This window comes from Saccharopolyspora endophytica (assembly GCF_018070075.1).
Lineage (GTDB): Bacteria > Actinomycetota > Actinomycetes > Mycobacteriales > Pseudonocardiaceae > Saccharopolyspora > Saccharopolyspora endophytica.
This window is the reverse complement of record NZ_JAGPXE010000001.1, coordinates 428752-448713: the sequence shown is the minus strand read 5'-3', so window position 1 is coordinate 448713 and position 19962 is coordinate 428752. Positions and strand designations below refer to the sequence as shown.

Genomic DNA, 19962 nt, shown 5'->3' with positions numbered 1-19962 from the left:
ACGCTGATCAACTCCGACATCGCGCGCCGCGGAAACATTCCCGTCGAGCCGGCGAAACCTCGGAGCCAACGCTCGACGCTACCGCCAAGGGGCGGCGAAGCCCTCCACTCCGCCGCCCCTCGGTGGCTTCCATCACAGCGGCCCTTCAGCGCAGAAGAAGCGCATCCCGATCAAAGAGCGGACTTCGACTTCCACTGGTCCCAGGTGAGGATCCAGTCGTAGACGTCGTAGCGGGGCTCCATCGCGCTGGCCGAGCCCGTGACCTCGACGGGGTCGCCCAGCAGGGCGCTGTCGTAGTAGGCCTTGGCGTCGGCGGCGCTGAGGTTGATGCAGCCGTGCGAGTTGTTCACCTTGCCCAGCGCGGCGGCGTTCTCCTGGTTCTCGTGGATGAACTCGCCGTGGTTGGAGAACCGAGCGGCCCAGGTCTTGCGCACGTCGCGGTAGCCGTAGCGCGGGTTGTCCATGATCTCGACCGGGTTCTTCTGCATCACGATGTAGGTGCCGTTCGGGGTGTTGCGCCCCGGGTCGTACTCCTCGCCGAAGCTGGCCGGGTAGCTGGCGACCTGCTGCCCGTCCCGCATCACCACCATCTGGTGGGTGCCCACCGCGGCCTTGACGATCTGCGCGCGGCCGATGTCGAACTCGCTGGTCAGGTCGGCCAGGCCGTAGGCGCCGTTGCCGTAGGGCACGCCGTAGAGATCGGCCTTGACGGTCACGTGGGTGTGGGCCGGCCAGTACTCCTTGGGCCGGTAGTCGACCTGCTTGTCCGACAGCCACGCCCATGAGCCCTCGACCGGCGTGGAGGTCTGCACGCTCAGCGCGCGCTCGGCCGACGCCTTGTCCTTGACCGGCTCGTCGAACTTGACGCTGATCGGCATCGCGACGCCGACCTGGGCGTCGTCGGTCGGGTTCACCGTCGCCCGGACCGTCTTCTTCGGCTGCACGGTACGGAACGAGCCCTGCACCGGCGCCTTCTTCCCGTCGGCGCCGACGGCCTGCCCGGACCAGGTGTAGTCCTTGCCGTAGCCGAGCGCCTCGGAGGCCTGCCACGTCGTGCCGTCCGCGGACAGCTGCCCGGCGACGGCCTTGCCGTCGGCGTTGGTCAGCTGGACGGATTCGAAGCGGCCCTCCTCGACCGTGGCCTTGATCGGAGCGGTCGGACTGACCTCACCCGCACCGGCACCCGGTTCGAAGTGGACCGCGGCGACCGGCGGAGCGGGTTCGGACCGGCCCGGTTGCGCGGAACAGCCCGAGATCAGCAGGACGGCCGCCAGCGCCCCCAACAACACGCGCCACGGCAGCCGCATCACACCACTCACTTTGAAGAAATCCTCTCTGAAATTGAGTCAAAACATGACGAAAGGGGCATCGCCGAAAAAGCGGGAACCGGCCCACTTCTTCTTCAGCCGACGGTTTTCCCTCGCCCCCACCAAGAGAGACGTGCGAGGGGCCGAAAAGATGTCCGAACCTCGCTGTGCATCGCATCACAAACGCTGAACCGCACGTCAACCGGCCCGAAATGCGCGCATTCCGCGCGAATGGCGTTCAGCCGGAAAAGCGAAGACAATTCGCGCGAAATACCGCTCACACGCCGAGCGGCTGCGATTGCGGATTGAGCCGGACGTCGAGTTCGGCGAGAACGTCACCGATGGGCGTCGCGTAACCGATCGCGCCACCGGAAGCACCCGCGACGTGCAGACCCACCAGCCGGCCGCCCGGGTCGAGGACCGCCGCGCCCGCGTCACCGGGACCGCAGAAGCGCGGCCGGTCGGTGGCGATGCGGATCTGCTCGCGCAGCACCCGCACTCCCAGCGCCTCGCCGTGATCCACGCGGATGGTGGCGTCGATCGAGGTCACGAAACCGTCGGTGAGACCGGTGCCGAAACCGTGCTTGCGGACCAGCTCGCCCGGGTACGCGCGAGCGCGGCCGGTCACCGGCCCCAGCCCGCCGACCTCGGGCGACGCCGCCAGACCCGGGACGAGGCTGACCGCCGCCGCATCGACCCGACCGGACAGCGCCGCCCGCGCGAGCTCGGCGTGCACCCTCCCGCTGTCGGCGTCGGCCATCCGGTCACCCACCGACCAGGCGTCGTCCAGACAGCCGACGTCGAAGGTCGTCAACCCCATCGGCTCGGCGGAATCGCTGGTCACGAGCACCCCGAGGGTGCCGACGCGGCGGTACTCGCCGGACTCCAGCCGGACCGCACGGCAGGGCGCCAGACCGCTGCCGCCGCGCACCGCCCGAGTCGGGCATCCCGCGCTGCCGCCGTCGGAGCCGATGGTCCGGGTGGGCCACCGCAGCGGTTCGCCGCACGCGCGGTGGATGTGCTGCAGGAGCGGCTGCTCCTCGACGACGTCGGTGGGGATGCCGAAGACCTCCTCGGGCACGCAGTCGTCGCGCCCGAGGGCTTCCCGCGGCCGCTTGCCCGCGACCGACACGACGATGACCTGCTCCCGGAGGCGGGTGCCCGCGCGCGTCCGGCTGCCGATGTCCACGCCCGTCACGCCGGGCAGATCGAGCAGCTGATCCTCGACCGCGCGCTTGATCGGGCGGATCACCGCCCGATCCCGAAGTTCCCTGATGCTCAACATGGTGGCCCCCTCCACCCACACCATTTAACACTCAGGGTTATCGATCAGTCACTAAGCGTCACCCTTACGGCCGCTAGTCAGACCTCGCAGTCGACCATGACCGGCTCGGGAACGAGGGTGACGCCGAACGCCGAACGCACGCCGTCGCGGACCTCGCGGGCGAGTTCCAGCAGATCAGCGGTGGTGGCACCGCCCCGGTTGGTCAGCGCCAGCGTGTGCTTGGAGGACAGCGCGACGCGCCCGCCCGGACCGCTGTGGCCCTTGGCGAAGCCCGCGCGCTCGATCAGCCAGGCCGCCGACAGCTTCCCGCCGCCCGCCGCCGGGTACTGCGGGATCCGCTGGTCCGCGCCGACCTGCGCGGCGATGCGCGCGATCACGTCCGGCAGCTCGGCCTCGGCGATGATCGGGTTGGTGAAGAACGAACCCGCGCTCCAGGTGTCGTGGTCGGCGGGGTCGAGCACCATCCCCTTGCCGCGCCGCAGTTCCAGCACCGCCTGCCGCGCCTTCGCCGCGTCGACCCGCTCACCGGGCTCGACGCCCAGGGTGCGGGCGAGCTCGGCGTAGCGGATCGGCGCCGACAGCCCGCTGTCGTGCAGCTGGAAGCGGGCGCGCAGCACCACCGCGGCGTCGCTGTGCTTGAGCACGCTGTTGCGGTAGGTCAGCCCCAGGTCCGCGGCCCGCACGGTGCGCACCCGCCCGGTCGCCCGGTCCAGCAGGTCCACCGAGACCAGCAGCTCGGAGACCTCCACGCCGTAGGCGCCGACGTTCTGCACCGGGGTCGCCCCGGCCAGGCCCGGGATGCCGGAGAGGCACTCCAGCCCGCCCAAGCCCTGCTCGACCGAGTCGGCGACCACGTCGTCCCAGTCCTCGCCCGCCTCCGCGGTGAGCTGGACGATCCCGTCGCCGACGTTGTCGTACTCGCGGCCCTTGGTGGCGATGCGCACGGCGTGTCCGTCGAAGCCCTCATCGGCGACGACCAGGTTCGACCCGCCGCCGAGCACCAGCAGCCGGTGGCCGTTCGCGTCGGCCGCGCGGACCGCGTCGATCAGCGCGTCGTCGCTGGTGGCGACCACCAGACCGGTCGCGGGGCCACCGAGTCGCAGGGTGGTGAACTCGGCCAGCGGCGACCCACCGCCCGGCCGCTCACCAGGCAGGGCAGTGTTCTCGCGCACTTCTTCGGCACCGGACATAGAGGCACTCACGATTGCCAAAGGTAACCTCCGCTGCATGGCACGCCGCATCGAGCACCGCAGCACCTCCGAACGGTCCGCCGTCGAGGTGTACCGGGCGCTGATCGATTCCGATTACCTCGCAGCCCGGTTGGAGGAGCTCGGCGGCTCCACCGCGACACTCGTGCAGCACGTGGGCACCGAGGAGGGCGCGCGCTTCCAGACCCGCCAGGGCGTCCCCGTCGACAAGCTGCCGTCGCTGGCCCGCACGGTCGTCGGCGGTGACCTGCTCATCGATCGCAGCGAGTCCTGGCGGCGCGAGGAGGACGGCCACTACACGGGCGAGATCGCCGCGGAGATCGCCGGAGCGCCGTGCGCGATCACCGGCTCGATGTGGTTGCGCGACATCGTGGCGCCGACCGGCACCGCGGTCAGCGAACTCGTCGTGGAGGGCTCGGTCAAGGTCACCGTCCCGTTCGTCTCCGGCAAGCTCGAGGACCTCGTCGTCGACCAGGTGCAGAAGATGCTGGTCGACGAGGACAACTTCACCGCCGCCTGGCTGGTCCAGCACGGCTGATGAGCGCTTCGACGTCCCGCCGCGCGGCGGTGGGGGACACCCGCTCGGGCTCTCACCTCGAAGCTCCGCCGCTCCCGCGATGAACGTCCCGAAGAAGCGCAATCCGCGGCTCGCCGCAGGCCGCGCCCGCGCGATGGGCGTGCCGACGCGCGGCACGACCAACCCGAACCGGCTGCGCCGCATCGACCGCTGGATCGCAGGCACCCCGTGGGTGGCGCGCGGTGCGCGACGCCGTCGAGCCGGTCGTCATCGACCTCGGCTACGGCGCCACCCCGACGACGACCGTCGAACTCGCGCAGCGGTTGTCCGGGCTGCACCCGCAGTTGCGGGTCGTCGGCCTGGAGATCGACCCCGATCGGGTGGCAGCGGGCAAGGCCGTGGCCGACCCGCCCCGGCTGGAGTTCCGGCGCGGCGGCTTCGAGCTCGCCGGGCTCGCGGCGGGGATCCGAGACTTCCCCGGGCCCGCGCTGATCCGCGCGCTCAACGTGCTGCGCCAGTACACGGAGCCCGAGGCGTGGAAGGCCTGGGACGAGGTGTGCTCCCGGCTGGCACCGGGCGGACTGCTCGTCGAAGGCACCTGCGACGAGATCGGCCGCCGCTGCTGCTGGGTGACCCTCACCCGGGAAGGGCCCCGCACGCTCACCCTGGCCTGCCTGCCCTCCGACATCGACAAGCCCTCCGACCTGGCCGAACGCCTGCCCAAGACGCTGATCCACCGCAACGTCCCCGGCGAACGGGTCCACGAGCTGCTCAGCGACCTCGACGTCTGCTGGGCGAAGGCCGCGCCGCACGCCACCTTCGGTCCCCGAGCCCGCTGGGCGCACGCGGCGCGCTTGTTCGCCGAGCGGTGGCCGGTCCTCGACCGGCACCCCCGCTGGCGCCTCGGCGAGCTCACCGTCCCCTGGACGGCGGTCGCCCCGCAGGTGTGAGATTTCCGTTTCGCACCGCGGGCTCAGCACCTTTAATGGGGGCATGGATCTCGACTTCCACCTCGATGCGTTCCACGAGCAGGCGGAGGCGTTCCGCCGCGCGGTGCTCAAGGCCGGCCCGGACGCCACCGTGCCCACCTGCCCGGGCTGGGACGTCCGGCAGCTGACCGGGCACGTCGCGCAGGCCTACTGGCGGGCCCGGGAGTCGCTGAAGCTCGAACGCGGCGGCAGCAGACCGCACGCACCCGAAGCGCCGGCGGATTTCGACGCCGCGCTGTCCTGGTGGGACGAACTCCGCACCGACCTGCGCACTCGGCTGTCCACGGTGGACCCCGACCTCCCGGTGTACGCGATCTTCGCCGGCGGGACCCCGGCCGGGTGGGCGCGCCGGGTCGCGCACGAGACCGCGATCCACCGGCTCGACGTCGAACTCGTCCTCGGCCAGGGCGGCGACCTGGTCTTCGACCCCGAGCTGGCGGCCGACGGCATCGACGAGATGCTGACGAAGCTGCTGCCGCTGGGCGACTGGACGACCCGCGAGCACCGCGGCACCGTGCTCTACCACGCGGCCGACGCCGGTCGGGCCTGGCTGGTGACCTACCGGCCGGGCGAACCGCCCACGACGGGCGCTCCGTCGGACGCCGGGCTGGAAACCGACGCGACCGCGGCGGGCACCGCAGACGCCCTCTACCGCCGGGTGTGGGGACGTCCGAGTTCGGCGCTGGTCACCGGCGACGCAGCACTCGCCGCAGTGGCGGCCGGACGCTGATGTAACCCATCCCACCTGCGACAATCATGGTCGTGAGCTCTTCCGAACGCCGCTTCGTCATCAGCCTCGGCTGCCCCGACCGCACCGGGATCGTCGCCCGGGTCTCCGGATTCCTGGCCGAGTTCGGCGGCTGGATCGTCGAGGCCGGTCACCACACCGACACCGCGACCGGCTGGTTCTTCACCCGGCAGGAGGTGCGCGCGGACTCGCTGCCCTTCGGCATCGACGAGCTGCGCGAACGCTTCGCGGCCGTCGCGGAGGAGCTCAGCGACCGCGCGGAGTGGCGGGTCTGGGACACCGGTGAGCGGCGCCGGGTCGTCGTGCTGGTGTCCAAGGAGGCGCACTGCCTGCACGACCTGCTGGGCCGCGTCGGGTCCGGGGAGCTGGACGTCGAGCTGTGCGCGGTGATCGGCAACCACCCGGAGCTCGGACCGATCACCGAGGCGCACGGCATCCCGTTCCACCACGTGCCCTTCAGCAAGGACCCCGAGTCCAAGGCCGCCGCGTTCGAGCAGGTCAGGGCGCTGGCGGAGGAGCACGACCCGCACGCGATCGTGCTGGCGCGATTCATGCAGGTGCTGCCTCCGGAGCTGTGCGACCGGTGGGCGGGCAAGGCCATCAACATCCACCACAGCTTCCTGCCGTCGTTCGCAGGTGCCCGGCCGTACCACCAGGCCTACGAGCGCGGTGTGAAGCTGATCGGCGCGACCTGCCACTACGTGACGGCGGAGCTCGACGCGGGCCCGATCATCGAGCAGGGCGTGATCCGCATCGACCACACCGACGACGTCACCGACATGGTCCGCCAGGGCCGCGACATCGAGAAGATGGTCCTGGCCCGCGGTCTGCGCGCGCACGTGGAGGACCGGGTCCTCGTCCACGGCAAGCGCACCGTCGTCTTCTGAGCCCCGTCTTCGCGTCTCGTCGCCCGGAGGAATTCAGCGGCAGCCGGGCATCAGCGGGCGAGGTCTTCGACGAGCTCCGCTCCGGGCAGCGCGGTGAGGACGTCCGCCGGGGTGACGATCTTGCTTCGGCGCAGCCCGCTCCCCACGACGACCGCGCCAGCCTCGGCCACCCTCGGGTCGATCAGGATCGGCCACGAGCCCGGGAGCCCGAACGGGGTGATCCCGCCGTACTCCATGCCGGTGAGCGCAACCGCCTCGTCCATCGGCGCGAAGGACGCCTTGCGCACGTCGAGGCGGCGCTTGACCACGCCGTTGACGTCGGCGCGGGTGGTGGCCAGCACGACGCAGGCCGCGTAGCGGACCTCGCCGGAGCGCTTGCCCGCGACCACCACGCAGTTGGCCGACCGCTCCAGCGGCGACCCGTACTCCTCGCAGAACGCGGCGGTGTCGGCGAGCTCCGGGTCGATCTCGGTGGCGCCGACCCGGTCGTCACCGAGCGAGCGCACGACCTCGGCGACCGGTTCGGCCAGCAGGTCGAGCCGTTCCAGCGCCGTCGTGACTTCCAGCTTTCCCGCGGCAGCGGACCAATCGAAACCCATGGTCGCCCACGATAGAGCGCTCAGCGCAGGAAGTTCGTCAGCAGGTCCCGCAGCTGCCTGCGGTGGGTGAGCATCGGGGCCTGCGATTCCAGCAGCTCCAGCCGTGCGGAGCGGAACGCCGCAGCGGTCGCCTTCGCCGCCGTGGCGGGGTGTATGGGGTCGTCGGTGGCACCGATGACCAGGACCTCCGCGACCGCGTCCGACAGCGCGGCCGCTTCGGGGACCGGGACCTGCTCGGGCAGGTCGCGCAGCGCCTCGGAGAGCCGGGACAGCGCCCGGGCCCGCTGGTCGAGGTGGTCGCCGACCTCGACGCCCGGCGGGATCTCCGCGGCCAGCACCTCGTGCAGGCTCGCCCCGCCGTCGTCGGCGGCGACCGCTGCCGCCAGGCGCTCGAAGGCCCAGGCCGCAGCGGGTTCGCGAGGACGGTCGAGAGCCGCCGGGAGCAGCAGCGCCAGGCGCTCGAAGCGGTCCGGGCGCTCGGCGGCGATGCGGGTCAGAGCGCCCGCGCCGAGCGAGACGCCGACGGCCTGGGTCGCGCCGACCTCGTCGGCGACCGCGAGCACGTCGGACGCGACAGAACCGTAGTTCCAGTAGCCGACCGGGGCGTCCGGCGCGGAGCCGTGGCCGGGCAGGGTCACCACGACCCGGGTGCCGCGCAGCCCGGAAGCGGGAATGCGCGCCTCGCCCTCGGTCGCACCGAGTCCGTGCACGACCAGCGTCACCGGGGTGCCGCTGCCGAGCACCCGCCAGCGGGCGTGCACTACCAGGACCGCCCCTGGACTTCCCTCACCTTGGGACGGACGTCGACGATGTAGACGAGGGCGGCCACCAGACCGGCGATCCAGATGATCCCGTAGGGGCCGCGCATGTCGAGGATCAGCAGGAGCGCGGCGGCACCGGTGATCCCCATCCAGGCCAGCTTGTTCAGCTTGTCCGCGGCCGTGAAGGCATCCGCGCGTTGCAGCGCGGCGTGCACGAACGCGAACACACCGACCGGGATGCCCACGACCCAGATGACCGTCAGGATCCACCAGTACAGCGGCATTCCGCTCGAAAAACCCACGTCCCCACCTTACGTGCTAGTCAACGCGGAAAGCACCCACCTTCACAGCGACCGGTCCCGGCACCCGCATCGGGTACCGGGACCGGTGCTCGCGGTGATCAGTTGCCGCTGGGCTTGGTGGTGGTCGACTTCTTGGCGGCCGGGGTCGCCTTGGGGGCCGTCGCCTTGGCAGCCGGGGTGGTCTTCGCCACAGCCGGCTTGGGCGCGGGCTTCTCAGCGGCGGGCTTCTCGGCGGCGGTCTCGGCCTGGGCCGTCTCGGCCTGAGCGGTCTCGGCCTGGGCGGTCTCCGCCTTGGTGGACTCGGCCTGGGCGGTCTCGGTCTTCGGAGCCTCGGCCTCGTCCTTGGCGAAGGTGCGGGTGACCCTGCCCAGCACGTCGTCGGCCAGGCCGCGCACGTCGCCGACGGTGTCCTCGACCCGGCCCTGAGCGGTGCCGACCTGCTCGCGGACCTTCTTCACCTGCGAGGAGTCCTGCAGCTTCTTGAAGGTCTCCTCGCCGTGCTCGCTGAGCTGGTCGTAGATCTTCTTGGCGGTCTCGCCGTAGGTCTCCAGCTGCTTGCGGACCTCGGACGGGTCCAGCTTGGCCTTGAACTCGCTGAAGTCCTTGGGCAGCTCGGCCTTGGCGGACTCGGTGCGCTCGTTGACCTCGGTGCGGAACTTGTTCACGGCGTCCAGCACCGCCTGCGCGGCGAGGTCACCGGCGCCGAGCGCGGCCAGCAGCGGGGTGCGGGCCTGGTCGACGCCGTCCTTGAAGGCCTTGTTGACGTCGTCGGTCTTGGGGAAGGTCGGCATCTCGCGATTCACTCCTCGGGTTGGTGGGTGTTCCCGTTGGCGTCCCCGTCCTCCGCCGCGCCCTGCTCGCGACGGAACGAGGAGTAGATGTCCAGGAGGACTTGTTTCTGCCGCTCGTTGAGCTCCGGGTCGGCGAGGACGGCGTCGACCACGGGCCCGGACTCGCGGCTTTCCAGGATTCCGGCCTGCACGTAGAGGGCCTCAGCGGAAATCCTCAGCCCCTTGGCGATCTGCTGCAGGATTTCCGCGCTCGGTTTGCGCAGTCCGCGTTCCACCTGGCTCAGATACGGGTTGGACACGCCGGCGAGCTTCGCCAGCTGTCGCAACGAGATCTGCGCGTTGTTGCGTTGGGTCCGGATGTAGCTCCCGAGGTCGCTGACCGCCTGGTTCACGGCTTTGGGGACGGCTTTGTCCATGCGTTCCATCGGGCACCTCTCCGGCTCACGACCCACCATAACCCCGAGTGCTAACTATTGCAAGCACCCAGCTAACACCCTGCTAGCGCTCGGTCAACAACCCTACTGAGCTGCGCACATGCAGAAGGGGTGACCTTCCGGATCGACGTAAACCCGAAAGCTCGCGTCGAGCTGGTCGGGCGGCTGCGGCAGCTGCACCGCACCGGCGCCGATAGCCCGCTCATGCCCCTCGTCGAGCGTGTCCACCCGGACGTCGAGGTGCGCCATCTGTGGAACCTCCCGATCGGGCCAGGTCGACGGCCGGTGATCGGGGTCGAGCTGGAAGGCCAGCGGGGCGCCGCCAGCGGGATCGGCGAGCTCCACCCAGCGATCCCCGGACTCCTCCTCGTCGATCTGCCAGCCCAGCAGCCGCCCGTAGAACTCGGCGAGCTGACGCGGGTCGGCGCAGTCGATCGCGTACGCGGCGAGCTTCAACGCACTCATCGAACTCCCTCTCAAACCAGTGTCGTCGTGTTGGCGGTTACTAACCGTCAATAAGCAGAATGCTGGTTACAGGGGTCGGCCGCAACCCCCTACTGGCTTACGATGGTGTCCGTGAACAGCAGAGCTGTCGCTCCGGAAGTGGGCCGTGCGCCTGTGCTGGAGGCGGTCGAACTCGACTTCGACCACGACATCGAGCTAGTCCTGGCCTTCCTCAACACGTGCGACGCCGAGAAGGGCACCGAGGTCCTCGACGATCACGTCCGATGGCAGCGGTGGTGCACCGATCGCGGTCTGGTCGTGGTTTCCGAAGTCGAGGCCGCCCGCGAAATCCGCGACACGATGCGGTCGGCGGTGACCTACGGGATGCGCCCCTCCGGCCTGGCGAACACGACGTGGCCCGTGCAGATACAGCTGCGCAACGGCATCCCCTCGCTGGTCGGGGTGGACGCGCTGGGCAGCGTGCTGGTCGCCGCCACGCGGCTGGTGCACACCGAGCACTGGGACCGGATCAAGATCTGCCCGGCCGAGGACTGCCTGTGGGCCTTCTACGACCGATCGCGCAACAGATCGCGCACCTGGTGCTCGATGCGCGTCTGCGGCAACCGCGAGAAGGCCCGCTCTTGGCGCGAAAGGCACACGCCCGCCTGAGAACCCGCGCAGCCACCGCTCCCAGGCCGTGCGTCAGAACAGCAGGTCCGAGATCGCGTAGATCGCCAGACCCGCGAGGGCGCCGACGACGGTGCCGTTGATGCGGATGAACTGCAGGTCGCGGCCGACCTGCAGCTCGATCTTGCGCGAGGTCTCCTGGGCGTCCCAGCGCTCCACCGTGTCGGTGATCAGCGTGGTCAGCTCGTCGCGGTAGTTCGACACCACGTAGGTCACGGCGCCTTCCAGCCAGCCGTCGACCTTCTCCCGCAGCTCGGGCTCGGTGTGCAGCCGGGCGCCGAGCGAGCGCAGACCGTCCCGGACCCGCACGCGCAGCTCGCTGGAGGGGTCCTCCGCCGCGTCGAGCAGCATCTTCTTGGCCGTGCCCCAGGCCGAGGACACCAGGTTCTGCACCTCGGGGTGCTCCAGCACCTGGTGCTTGATCTGCTCGGCCTTGGCCATCGTCTTCTCGTCGTGCTGCAGGTCGTGCGCGAACTCGACCAGGAAGCGGTCCACGGCCTGGCGCATCGGGTGCTCGGAGTCGGTCCGCACCGCCCACGCGAACGAGAGCACCTCGGCGTAGATCTTGTCGGCCAGCATCGCGTCGACGAACTTCGGCGACCACGACGGCGCCCGCTGGCTGACCACCCGCAGCACGGTCTCGTGGTTGTCGCGCACCCAGTCGTAGGCGCGGTCGCAGACCAGATCGACGAGCTTGTGGTGCGAACCGTCGGTGAAGACCTGGCCCAGGATCCGCCCCAGCGGCGGACCCCACTGCTGATCGACCAGCTTGCGCACGACACCGTGCTCGATGATCGCCTGCACGTCGTCGTCGCGGAGCACCTGAACGGCACCGCGCACGGCGGTGGCCAGCTCGGAGGTGACGCGCTCGGCGTGGTCGGCGTCGTCGAGCCAGAGCCCGACCCGGCGGCTGATACCGGCGCTGCGCAGCTTGTCGCGCACCACGTTCTCGGCGAGGAAGTTGGTGCCGACGAAGTCACCGAGGCTGCGGCCGATGGTGTCCTTGCGGGTCGGGATGATCGCGGTGTGCGGGATCGGCAGGCCCAGCGGGCGCCGGAACAGCGCGGTCACCGCGAACCAGTCCGCCAGCGCACCGACCATGCCCGCCTCGGCGGCGGCTCGGACGTAGCCCACCCACGGCCCCGCCCCGGAGGTCTCCTGCCAGCGAGCGAAGAAGTAGACCGCTGCCGCCACCAGCAGGAACGCGGTGGCGACGGTCTTCATTCGCCGAAGACTCCGGCGCTTTTCCGAGTCGGGAACCGATGTGGGGTGCACGCATCGATTGTTGCAGCGATTCCGGACGAGCCGGGGCGAACACGACCACGTGGCCTTGGTAACAGCAGCCACGACGACCTGGCGAAGGCCCGGGAACGGCTGCTCGGAGCCGCTGCCGCGCCTCGGGGTCCCACTGCGCAAGACGACCACCGGCCGCGCTAAAACGCTGGTCACCGGCTTCGTCCGATGCATTAGCATCCGGAGGCGTGCGCACTCCTGCTTTGACCTCCCGCCTCCGGCCGTTCACGTCCACGATCTTCGCGGAGATCACCGAGCTGGCCCGCCGCACCGGCGCGGTCAACCTCGGCCAGGGATTCCCCGACACCGACGGTCCGGAGAGCATGCTGCGGGTCGCGCAGGAGGCGATCGCCGGCGGCGTGAACCAGTACCCGCCGGGAGCCGGTGAGCCCGAGCTGCGCGCGGCCATCAGCGAGCACCGCGCCGCCCGCTACGGCACCGAGTACGACCCGGAAGACCAAGTCCTGGTCACCGTCGGCGCCACCGAGGCGCTGACCGCGACGATGATGGCGTTGGTCGAGCCTGGTGACGAGGTCGTGCTCGTCGAGCCGTACTACGACTCCTACCCGGTCGCGGTGGCCATGGCCGGTGGCGTGCGCAAGACCGTCGGCCTGCGCCAGGGGCCCGACCACCGCTTCGAGCTCGACCTCGACCAGCTGCGGTCGGTCGTCGGCCCGCAGACCCGGGCGCTGATCCTCAACTCGCCGCACAACCCGACCGGCACCGTGCTCACCGATGACGAGCTGGCCGCGATCGCCGAGGTCTGCCGGGACAACGACGTCGTCGCGGTCACCGACGAGGTCTACGAGCACCTGCTGTTCGACGGGCGCGCGCACCACCCGCTGGCCGGTTTGCCGGGCATGGCCGAGCGGACCGTGTCGATCTCCAGCGTGGGCAAGAGCTTCAGCGCCACCGGCTGGAAGATCGGCTGGGTCTGCGGCCCGTCCGAGCTGGTCTCGGCCGTGCGCGCCGCCAAGCAGTTCATGACCTTCGTCGGCGGCGCGCCGTTCCAGCCGGCCGTCGCGCACGCGCTGCGCCACGAGCTGGCCTGGGTGGACCAGCTGCGAGCCGACCTGCAGCGCAAGCGGGACCGGCTCTCGGACGGCCTCGCTGAGGCCGGGTTCGACGTGCTCGACAGCGAAGGCACCTACTTCATCTGCGCCGACGTGCGCCCGCTGGGCTTCACCGACGGCGCGGACTTCTGCCACTCGCTGCCCGAGCGCGTCGGGGTCGCCGCCATCCCGGTGCAGGTGTTCTGCGACAACCCGGGCGACTTCCAGCACCTGGTCCGCTTCGCGTTCTGCAAGAAGGACGAGGTCCTCGACGAAGGCATCCGCCGGCTGCACAAGCTGCGCTGAGAGCTGTTCGGGAAGTCCTTCGCGCGGCGCCTCAGCACCGCCGTGGACTCCGTCGGTCACGGAAGCTCTGAAGAACCCGCGGCGGTGCCGGCTCCTGGTCCTCAACCACCTCCGTACCCGATGCAGATGAAGCCCGTTTCGCCGTGCCGCGCTTGGGCTTCGGCCAGGGCAGCGGCAGGTGGCAGGTCTGCGTCGAGCCCGTCGTGGAGCGTCAGCATCACCTCCACGGTCCGCTCGTCGGGGACCGGGACGACGCTGGCGATCACCGTCGCCGTGCCCCGGTCCAGCAGGGTCGCGGTCAGCCCGCTGAGCTGATCGCCCCTGCTGATCGCGGACTTCCCAACGTCGCAGGCCGACAGCACCACCGTGGTGGGGCTGCGGCGGAGGCCGTCGAGGTCGTGCGCGTAGAGCGGGCCGTCGTCCAGGTCCAGGCAGGACAGCAGCGGTTGGTCGTCGCGGAAGTGGCCGTGCGCGGCCAGGTGGGCGACACGAGCTCCGTCCAACGCGGACAGAACCCGATCCGTTCTCGCGCCCGACCCGGTGAGCAGCCGCCCGCCACCGCGGTGGTGCAGCGTGCGGACCTCGCGTTCGGCGTGGTCCAGGCGCGGCCCGGCGATCCACGCCTTGCCGCCGGCCGGATTCGCCGCGCGCGCCCGCTCGGCACCGCCCAGCCAGCAGCGGATCGACGGGCTGACCGTGACCGGGTTGCCCCGGCACGCGGGCAGCGCGCCCCACGGCAGCAGGTGCAACCGACCGGTCGGCACCACGACGAGTTCGCGTCCCCGCTTCAGGGCCGGGAGGACGGGTGCCAGCAGCTGCGCTTGGAGTTCGGCCGCGGCCAGCTCGACCCCGTGCTCGAACATCGGGGCCGCGCGGGAGTCCACGCCGCACGCCTGCCGCGCGAGCAGATGGCGGAGCCGGACGGCCTGGCTCTCCGCCGAGGCCTCCGGACCGAGCACGTGCAGCGCGGCTTCACCGTCCACGATGGACACCGCGAAGAGCTTGCCGTTCTCGGAGAACAGGCTCAGCAGGACGGCGTCGCCGAGTTCGGCGCTGATCTCGCCGATCTCGGCCGGCGCCCGCAGCCGATCGGTGCGGCCCTCCACCAGCATCGCCTGGTGCCGCACCTGTTCTTCCAGCTCGGCAACGGTGTTCATGGCCCGCTTCGGGTCCGCCGCGCGCTGCGCGTCGAGCACCGCGCCGCGCAGCCGGACCAGTGCCGCGTTCAGCTGCGGATCCGATGGTGGTCGCAGCGCCCGGCGGTGCAGCGCGCTGGCCCGGGAGCGTTCGGTCCAGCGCAGCACCAGCTGCGGGTCGCCGATGCGCAGCGCGGCGCGCACCGCGACAGCGCCGAGCTCGTCGCCCAGCCCCAGCGCGTGCACCCGCATCTCGAAGGCGGCCATGCCGACGGCCTGGCCATCGACGGCCTTGAGCCCGGCGCGGCACGCCCGCAGCAGCCGGGCGGTGTTGCCCTCCTGCTCGGCGAGCAGCGCCTCGGCCAACCAGCCCAGGGCTCGCAACTGCGGCGGCACCGCGAGCTCGCGCAGATCAGCGCAGCGCCCGAGCAGCTTGCGCGCCACCGAGTTCAGGCCCGCCAGCTGCGCGGTGCGCCCGGCGGTGAGCCGGAGCTCGGCGGCGGTCGCGCGCCACCCGAAGTCCTCGCACGCGTTGGCCGCCCGCCGCGCCGCCGACAGCGCGTACCGCGTGCTCTGCCCGGATCGCAGCTTCGCCTGCCACACGATCGCGGAGGCCAGCGCCGCCCACGCGGGCCGCTTCTGGCCGCGGAACAACCGCCTCGCCGCACTCGCCGCCTCCGCCGCCGCGGTCGGGTCGCCATCGCGCAGCGCGCATTCGGCCAGCGCGAGCCGGGTTTCGGCGAGACGTCCGTGCCGTCCGGTGGTGGCCAAGCGCTGCGACGCCTGCTCCATCACCGCGCGGGCGCGCTGGGTCAGCCCCGCGGCGGCGAGCGCTTCACCCCGGTCCACCAGCGCTTCCGGGTTCGCGGTGACGTCGAGTCCGGCCGCCACCGCCTGCTCGAACAGCCGCAGCGCCCGGGGCAGATCACCCGCCCGGAACGCCACGCAGCCCCGGTTGTGCCGGCACCCGGCTGCGCGCGCACCGCGACCGTCGGCGGTGAAGATCCGCTCGGCGTCGGCCAGGTCCTGCTCGGCCTCCTCCAACCTGTTGGTGTAGAGGTTGGCCAGGCCCCGACCGAGCAGCGCGTTGGCCTTCCACCGCCTGTCGCCGTCGAGGTGGACCAACGCGCTGGTCAGGCGCAGCCTCGCGTCCCGGTGGTGGCCGCGCTGGCAGTGCAGCAACCCGCGCAGGCACGTCGCCCTGGGCCGGTCCTCGGCGGGCAGGTGCGGTTCGGCGGCGGCCAGGTTCGCCCAGCTCGCACCGGTGGCGCCCCGTTCCAGCTCGATCCACGCCAGGGTCAGCTGCAGCTGCGCGGCCCGCTTGGACCAGCCACCGCGTTGCGCGGTGGACAGCCCGAGCCGCACGTGCCTGCGGGCCTCGTCGACCCGGCCGAGCTCGACCGCCGCCAGCGCGGCGATGTGCCGGGCCAGCACCCGCAGCTCACCGTCGGGAGCCGCACCCGACAGCAACCGTCCGGCCTCTCGCAACGCCTCCTGCGGCGCCGCGGTCGCCTCGTCGCGCCAGCGCAGCGCGGCCTCGATCGCATTCGGCGGTGCCACCGCCGTCGCCGCGCTCAACAGACCAGCCAATCCGCGATGGCGGGCTCGGCCCGCTCGGGGCGGAACACCACGCTCACCGGGCCGCGCGGCACGTCGGCCACCTGGAACGCGCCGTCCCGGTCCAGCTCCCCGCTGCGCTCACCGGACGGGTGCCGCACCACGACCTCGCCGGTCGGGGGTGCCTGCCCGGACCGGTTGAGCACCATCCCGGACACCCGGACCAGGCCGGCCGCCGTGGGCACCACGTCCATCTCCAGCACCCGGCCGGGCATCGCGAAGGTCAGCACGCGCGACTGCGAGCCGCCGGCCCGCACGCCGATGCGTTCGTCCGCGGAGTCGCCGACGAGCTTGAGCTCGCCGCGGTCGCCGCGCGCCGCGCGCATCGCGACCGCCGCGTACGACCCGGCCAGCACTCGGTCCGGGACCGGGTCCTGGGCCTGGAACAGTTCGCGCAGTCGGCGCAGCTCCGCCGGAATCCGCTGCTTCATCCCGCCACCTCCTCGGGCAGCTCGGCGCTGACCAGCCGCCTGCGCAGCTCGGCCAGGCACCGGCTCTTCTTCGGGCCGATCGTTCCTCTCGGTATTCCCAACGCCTCGCTGACCTGCGCGTAGGTCGTCTCCGGCGCGACGGCCAGGACCCGCAGCAGCTGCTGGCAGCGCTGCGGCAACGCGCCGAACGCCTGCGCCAACCGGGTACCGGAGACCACGCGCAGCGCCAGCTTCTCGGCGGCCTCGGAGTGCTCGGTCGCACCCAGGTGATCGGTGTCCAGGCCGACGGGCGCTTCCCGCGACCGCGCGCGGCGCAACCGGATGGCCTCCCGTCTGGCGGTGGTGACCAGCCAGCCTGGCAGGGCGTCGGGCTCGCGGAGCCGTTCGAGGTTCTCCGCCAACGACAACCAGGTCGCCTGGCAGACGTCCTCGGCGTCCGCGGTGTTGCCGGCGTACGCCCGCGAGACACCCCAGATCACCGGCGTGTACAGATCCACCAGTTCCCGCCACGCCTGTTCGTCCCCGGACGCCACCCGATTCAGCAGCACCGCAGCCGGACCGGCTTCCCCGACCTCGTACACGACCAGCACCTCCGGAGCTCGGTGATCTCTCTTCCTTCCCACCGAGTAAGAGGACGAAGGGGTGCTCAAAGATTCAGTTGGCGCTGGATACCCCACGATCGGGTCAAGAAAAGCGGTACCGGATCACTCGGCCGCGACGGGCTCGGGCAGTGCGGTGGCGTACGGGTAGCAGTGCTCGACGAGTTCGCGGGCCCGCGCGGGGTCCCGGTCCGCTTGCAGGGCGGTGGCGATCACGGCGGCGACCCGGGGCGCGGCGAAGGACGTCCCGCTCCAGCGCGCGTAGCCGAAGTCGCGGGCGCCGCCCGGCGCCATCCGGACGAAGCAGCTGCGCACGTCCACGCCCGGTGCCGCGGCGTCGACCCAGTCGCCGGTGTTGGAGAACGAGGCGATCTTGCCGTCGGCCCCGGTCGCGGCGACCGCCAGCACCTCGGGCATCGCGGCGGGCCAGAAGGGCCGGGTCCGCCCGTGGTTGCCGGCCGCGGCCACCACGACGGCCGGGTCCATCGCGCGCAGCGCTGAGGCCAGGACCTCCGGGCAGCGGTCGTCGGCGGTGTGGCAGCCGGAGGTCAGCACGACCACGTCGACCGGCTCGCCCCGGCGCTGGGCCGAACGCCGCAGGGTGCGCAGTCCGGAGGCGACGGTGTAGTCGTCGGTGAATCCCAGCGAGGACAGCACGCGCTTGGGCCGGATGACCGCGCCCGGGGCGTGCTGCAGGACGACTCCGCTGACGAACGTGCCGTGCCCGGCTTGCCGGTCCTGCCCGGAATCGTCATCGGAGTCCAATTCCTCCGGAACCGCTTCGAATCCGGGGCGGCCGGTGAACCAGGGGTGCGGGTCGCAACCGGTGTCGAGCACGCCGACGAACACCGGTGGATCCCATTCGGTCGAAGGCGGCTCTGCGACCGGATGAGTGAATTCCGGTTCCTCCCCGGTTCCGAACATCACCGGCGTTCCGAACATGACCGGACTGCCGACGTGGACGTTGTTCACCGACGCACCCGCGCCCTCTCCGGCCAGGTCGACGCAGTGGTCGCGTTCGGCATCGCGGAGCCGAATTCGGGCGAGCAGCAGGTCTTCGTCGTGGTGCACCCGATCGATCCACCTGCGGTACCGGTCGAGCACCGGGTCCAGCGAGTCCGCCGGGGCCAGCAATTCACCGCGCCTGACCAGGCATTCGCCATCGCCGCCGGGATCGTGCAGCAGCATCTCGTGCCCGTAGGACGTCCAGATGCGATGGAGTTCGGCTAGACCCAGCCGTTCCTGATTCTGATCCTGATCCACAGCGGACACTGTGCCGCTTTCGGGCTAGGTCCACAGCGGACGAGACCCCTTCGGGGAAAGGGGATCACCCCTTCCGACAACATTTGGCCCCTTCCGGAGTCCTCCAAATGCATGGAGAATGCTGGCCCAACTGTCGTGATCGTCGCTCAAGGTGGTCCGAAATCGCCCCCTGGGGTGGTTGAATGTCAGCCGGAGGCGCCGATCATGGCGCAACCGTTGCTCCACCGCGCCACGTGGCGCGACTCGACCGGAATTGGCGGTGGTGACCGTGAAGGGAATTCGCGCAGTGCGCGGTCCCCGTTCGCGCACCGCTGCGTTCCTGGTCAAGGCCTCGCTCTTCAGCGGTTTGTGCCTGGGAGTGATGGTCGGCGGTGCGACCGCGGCTTCGGCCGGCGAGAATGCGCACGCCGACAAACCGGGCGTATCGCAGTCCGCTTCGGCATCGGCGTCGAGCAAGCCCGACTCCGGTGATCACCCTTCCGGATCAAAGGCCAAGGGCTCGGGCTCCGGAAAATCGTCGAAGCCCGCCGAGAAGGTCTCGCAGCAGAAGAGCACCCGGTCTCAGAAGGCGGTCGAGACCGAGAAGCCCGACCCGCCGAAAAAGGTTCAAGCGGAAAAGCCCGAGAAGGTCGAACCGGCGAAACCGGATAAGGCCGCACCCGCCGAACCGGCTGTCACCGCTCCGGCGGCCCCCGACACCGGCAACGCGTCGGCGAACGCCAACGCGAACGCGGTGTCGAACGGGAACACCTCCGCGAACACCAACTCCTCGTCCCACGGGAGCTCGGCCCACGCGAACTCCGCCTCCCAGGGCGAGCACGACTCGCTGGGCAAGGGCAACAGCGCACGTCACAAGAACATCCACGCCGTCGCCGACGAGCAGTCGAACGCACCGTCCAGCGCCGTTTTCACGGGGCCGACGGTTCGCACATCGGTGAAGGCGTCGGGAACGGGCACCACTCGCGATGACGCACGGCCCCGGGCACCTGATGCGGACGAAGCGCCGGACGGCGACCCGTCGGGCGGTCCGAGCCCTGCCGTGCCCTCTCCCTGCTCGCCTCCCGCGAGCTCACTGACCGCGGCGAGCGTCGGTGGTGTCGGTGGCCTGCGCCAAGTGCACGCCATCCTGCCCACCGCACCCGATCTCTCGGGCACCGCTGCCATCCTGGTGGCTCAGCGCGACATCGGACCGAACGTCAGCACCCGATCGGCCGAAACCACGGCGTCGCCTGACTGATCGCGGCCGTTCCGGCCTGCGCATCACCGCTTCTGCGGTGATTCTGGTGTCACCACCACCCGATGAACT

The 19962-nt window shown here is 71.1% G+C and carries 20 protein-coding genes and 1 pseudogene; 7 read left to right on the top strand and 14 right to left on the bottom strand.

The window, feature by feature from the left end:
• Positions 1-170: 170 nt before the first annotated feature.
• The 3 genes from KBO27_RS02145 to KBO27_RS02135 form a co-directional block, all read right to left on the bottom strand.
• A complete protein-coding gene (locus tag KBO27_RS02145) occupies positions 171-1307 on the bottom strand; it encodes a L,D-transpeptidase (RefSeq protein WP_210968620.1) in 1137 nt (378 codons plus the stop codon).
• 277 nt (positions 1308-1584) lie between these two features.
• The gene (locus KBO27_RS02140; protein ID WP_210968286.1) at positions 1585-2592 is read right to left on the bottom strand and encodes a chymotrypsin family serine protease; all 1008 of its coding nucleotides are present in this window, start codon (positions 2590-2592) and stop codon (positions 1585-1587) included.
• 77 nt (positions 2593-2669) lie between these two features.
• Complete coding sequence (locus KBO27_RS02135; RefSeq protein ID WP_210968619.1) at positions 2670-3782, bottom strand: UDP-N-acetylmuramate dehydrogenase; 1113 nt, start codon at positions 3780-3782, stop codon at positions 2670-2672.
• A gap of 37 nt (positions 3783-3819) precedes the next feature.
• Between KBO27_RS02135 and KBO27_RS02130 the strand changes: the two genes are divergently transcribed.
• From KBO27_RS02130 to purU, 4 genes and pseudogenes are all read left to right on the top strand, one after another.
• The gene (locus KBO27_RS02130) at positions 3820-4338 is read left to right on the top strand and encodes a DUF2505 domain-containing protein (protein ID WP_210968285.1); all 519 of its coding nucleotides are present in this window, start codon (positions 3820-3822) and stop codon (positions 4336-4338) included.
• A gap of 79 nt (positions 4339-4417) precedes the next feature.
• Positions 4418-5267: pseudogene (locus KBO27_RS02125) on the top strand (class I SAM-dependent methyltransferase).
• 43 nt (positions 5268-5310) lie between these two features.
• Positions 5311-6036, top strand: a complete 726-nt coding sequence (locus KBO27_RS02120; protein WP_210968284.1) for a maleylpyruvate isomerase family mycothiol-dependent enzyme — start codon at positions 5311-5313, stop codon at positions 6034-6036.
• 32 nt (positions 6037-6068) lie between these two features.
• Positions 6069-6941 carry a formyltetrahydrofolate deformylase gene (purU, locus tag KBO27_RS02115; protein ID WP_210968283.1) on the top strand — a complete coding sequence of 291 codons (873 nt, stop codon included), beginning with the start codon at positions 6069-6071 and terminating at the stop codon, positions 6939-6941.
• A gap of 50 nt (positions 6942-6991) precedes the next feature.
• Here the strand turns inward: purU and KBO27_RS02110 are convergent, their stop codons facing one another.
• The 6 genes from KBO27_RS02110 to KBO27_RS02085 form a co-directional block, all read right to left on the bottom strand.
• Complete coding sequence (locus tag KBO27_RS02110) at positions 6992-7540, bottom strand: YbaK/EbsC family protein (RefSeq protein WP_210968282.1); 549 nt, start codon at positions 7538-7540, stop codon at positions 6992-6994.
• 20 nt (positions 7541-7560) lie between these two features.
• Positions 7561-8301: an alpha/beta fold hydrolase gene (locus tag KBO27_RS02105; RefSeq protein WP_210968281.1), complete on the bottom strand. Its 741-nt coding sequence runs from the start codon at positions 8299-8301 to the stop codon at positions 7561-7563.
• Complete coding sequence (locus KBO27_RS02100) at positions 8301-8585, bottom strand: DUF2516 family protein (protein ID WP_132621619.1); 285 nt, start codon at positions 8583-8585, stop codon at positions 8301-8303. Before KBO27_RS02100 ends, KBO27_RS02105 begins: the two co-directional genes overlap by 1 nt.
• A gap of 116 nt (positions 8586-8701) precedes the next feature.
• The gene (locus tag KBO27_RS02095; RefSeq protein WP_210968280.1) at positions 8702-9394 is read right to left on the bottom strand and encodes a hypothetical protein; all 693 of its coding nucleotides are present in this window, start codon (positions 9392-9394) and stop codon (positions 8702-8704) included.
• Between the two features lie 8 nt (positions 9395-9402).
• Complete coding sequence (locus KBO27_RS02090) at positions 9403-9819, bottom strand: helix-turn-helix domain-containing protein (protein WP_210968279.1); 417 nt, start codon at positions 9817-9819, stop codon at positions 9403-9405.
• Between the two features lie 93 nt (positions 9820-9912).
• The gene (locus KBO27_RS02085; protein WP_210968278.1) at positions 9913-10293 is read right to left on the bottom strand and encodes a VOC family protein; all 381 of its coding nucleotides are present in this window, start codon (positions 10291-10293) and stop codon (positions 9913-9915) included.
• 102 nt (positions 10294-10395) lie between these two features.
• On the opposite strand from KBO27_RS02085, the gene KBO27_RS02080 reads away from it, so the two are divergent.
• Positions 10396-10941, top strand: a complete 546-nt coding sequence (locus KBO27_RS02080) for a CGNR zinc finger domain-containing protein (RefSeq protein WP_210968277.1) — start codon at positions 10396-10398, stop codon at positions 10939-10941.
• A 33-nt stretch (positions 10942-10974) separates the two neighbouring features.
• Here KBO27_RS02080 and KBO27_RS02075 read toward each other — a convergent pair whose 3' ends face one another.
• Complete coding sequence (locus tag KBO27_RS02075) at positions 10975-12183, bottom strand: DUF445 domain-containing protein (RefSeq protein ID WP_210968276.1); 1209 nt, start codon at positions 12181-12183, stop codon at positions 10975-10977.
• A gap of 257 nt (positions 12184-12440) precedes the next feature.
• Here KBO27_RS02075 and KBO27_RS02070 point away from each other — a divergent pair, with 257 nt between their 5' ends.
• Complete coding sequence (locus tag KBO27_RS02070; RefSeq protein WP_210968275.1) at positions 12441-13610, top strand: pyridoxal phosphate-dependent aminotransferase; 1170 nt, start codon at positions 12441-12443, stop codon at positions 13608-13610.
• Between the two features lie 101 nt (positions 13611-13711).
• Here the strand turns inward: KBO27_RS02070 and KBO27_RS02065 are convergent, their stop codons facing one another.
• The 4 genes from KBO27_RS02065 to KBO27_RS02050 all read right to left on the bottom strand — a co-directional run bounded on the left by KBO27_RS02065 (position 13712) and on the right by KBO27_RS02050 (position 18656).
• Positions 13712-16324, bottom strand: coding sequence for a CHAT domain-containing protein (locus KBO27_RS02065; RefSeq protein ID WP_246536099.1), 2613 nt, complete (start codon positions 16322-16324; stop codon positions 13712-13714).
• Complete coding sequence (locus KBO27_RS02060) at positions 16321-16794, bottom strand: hypothetical protein (protein WP_210968274.1); 474 nt, start codon at positions 16792-16794, stop codon at positions 16321-16323. Before KBO27_RS02060 ends, KBO27_RS02065 begins: the two co-directional genes overlap by 4 nt.
• Positions 16791-17375: an RNA polymerase sigma factor gene (locus tag KBO27_RS02055; RefSeq protein WP_132671856.1), complete on the bottom strand. Its 585-nt coding sequence runs from the start codon at positions 17373-17375 to the stop codon at positions 16791-16793. Before KBO27_RS02055 ends, KBO27_RS02060 begins: the two co-directional genes overlap by 4 nt.
• A 123-nt stretch (positions 17376-17498) precedes the next feature.
• Complete coding sequence (locus KBO27_RS02050) at positions 17499-18656, bottom strand: S8 family peptidase (protein ID WP_307870199.1); 1158 nt, start codon at positions 18654-18656, stop codon at positions 17499-17501.
• Positions 18657-18942: 286 nt separating this feature from the next.
• On the opposite strand from KBO27_RS02050, the gene KBO27_RS02045 reads away from it, so the two are divergent.
• Positions 18943-19893: a hypothetical protein gene (locus KBO27_RS02045; RefSeq protein WP_210968273.1), complete on the top strand. Its 951-nt coding sequence runs from the start codon at positions 18943-18945 to the stop codon at positions 19891-19893.
• Positions 19894-19962 lie beyond the last annotated feature (69 nt).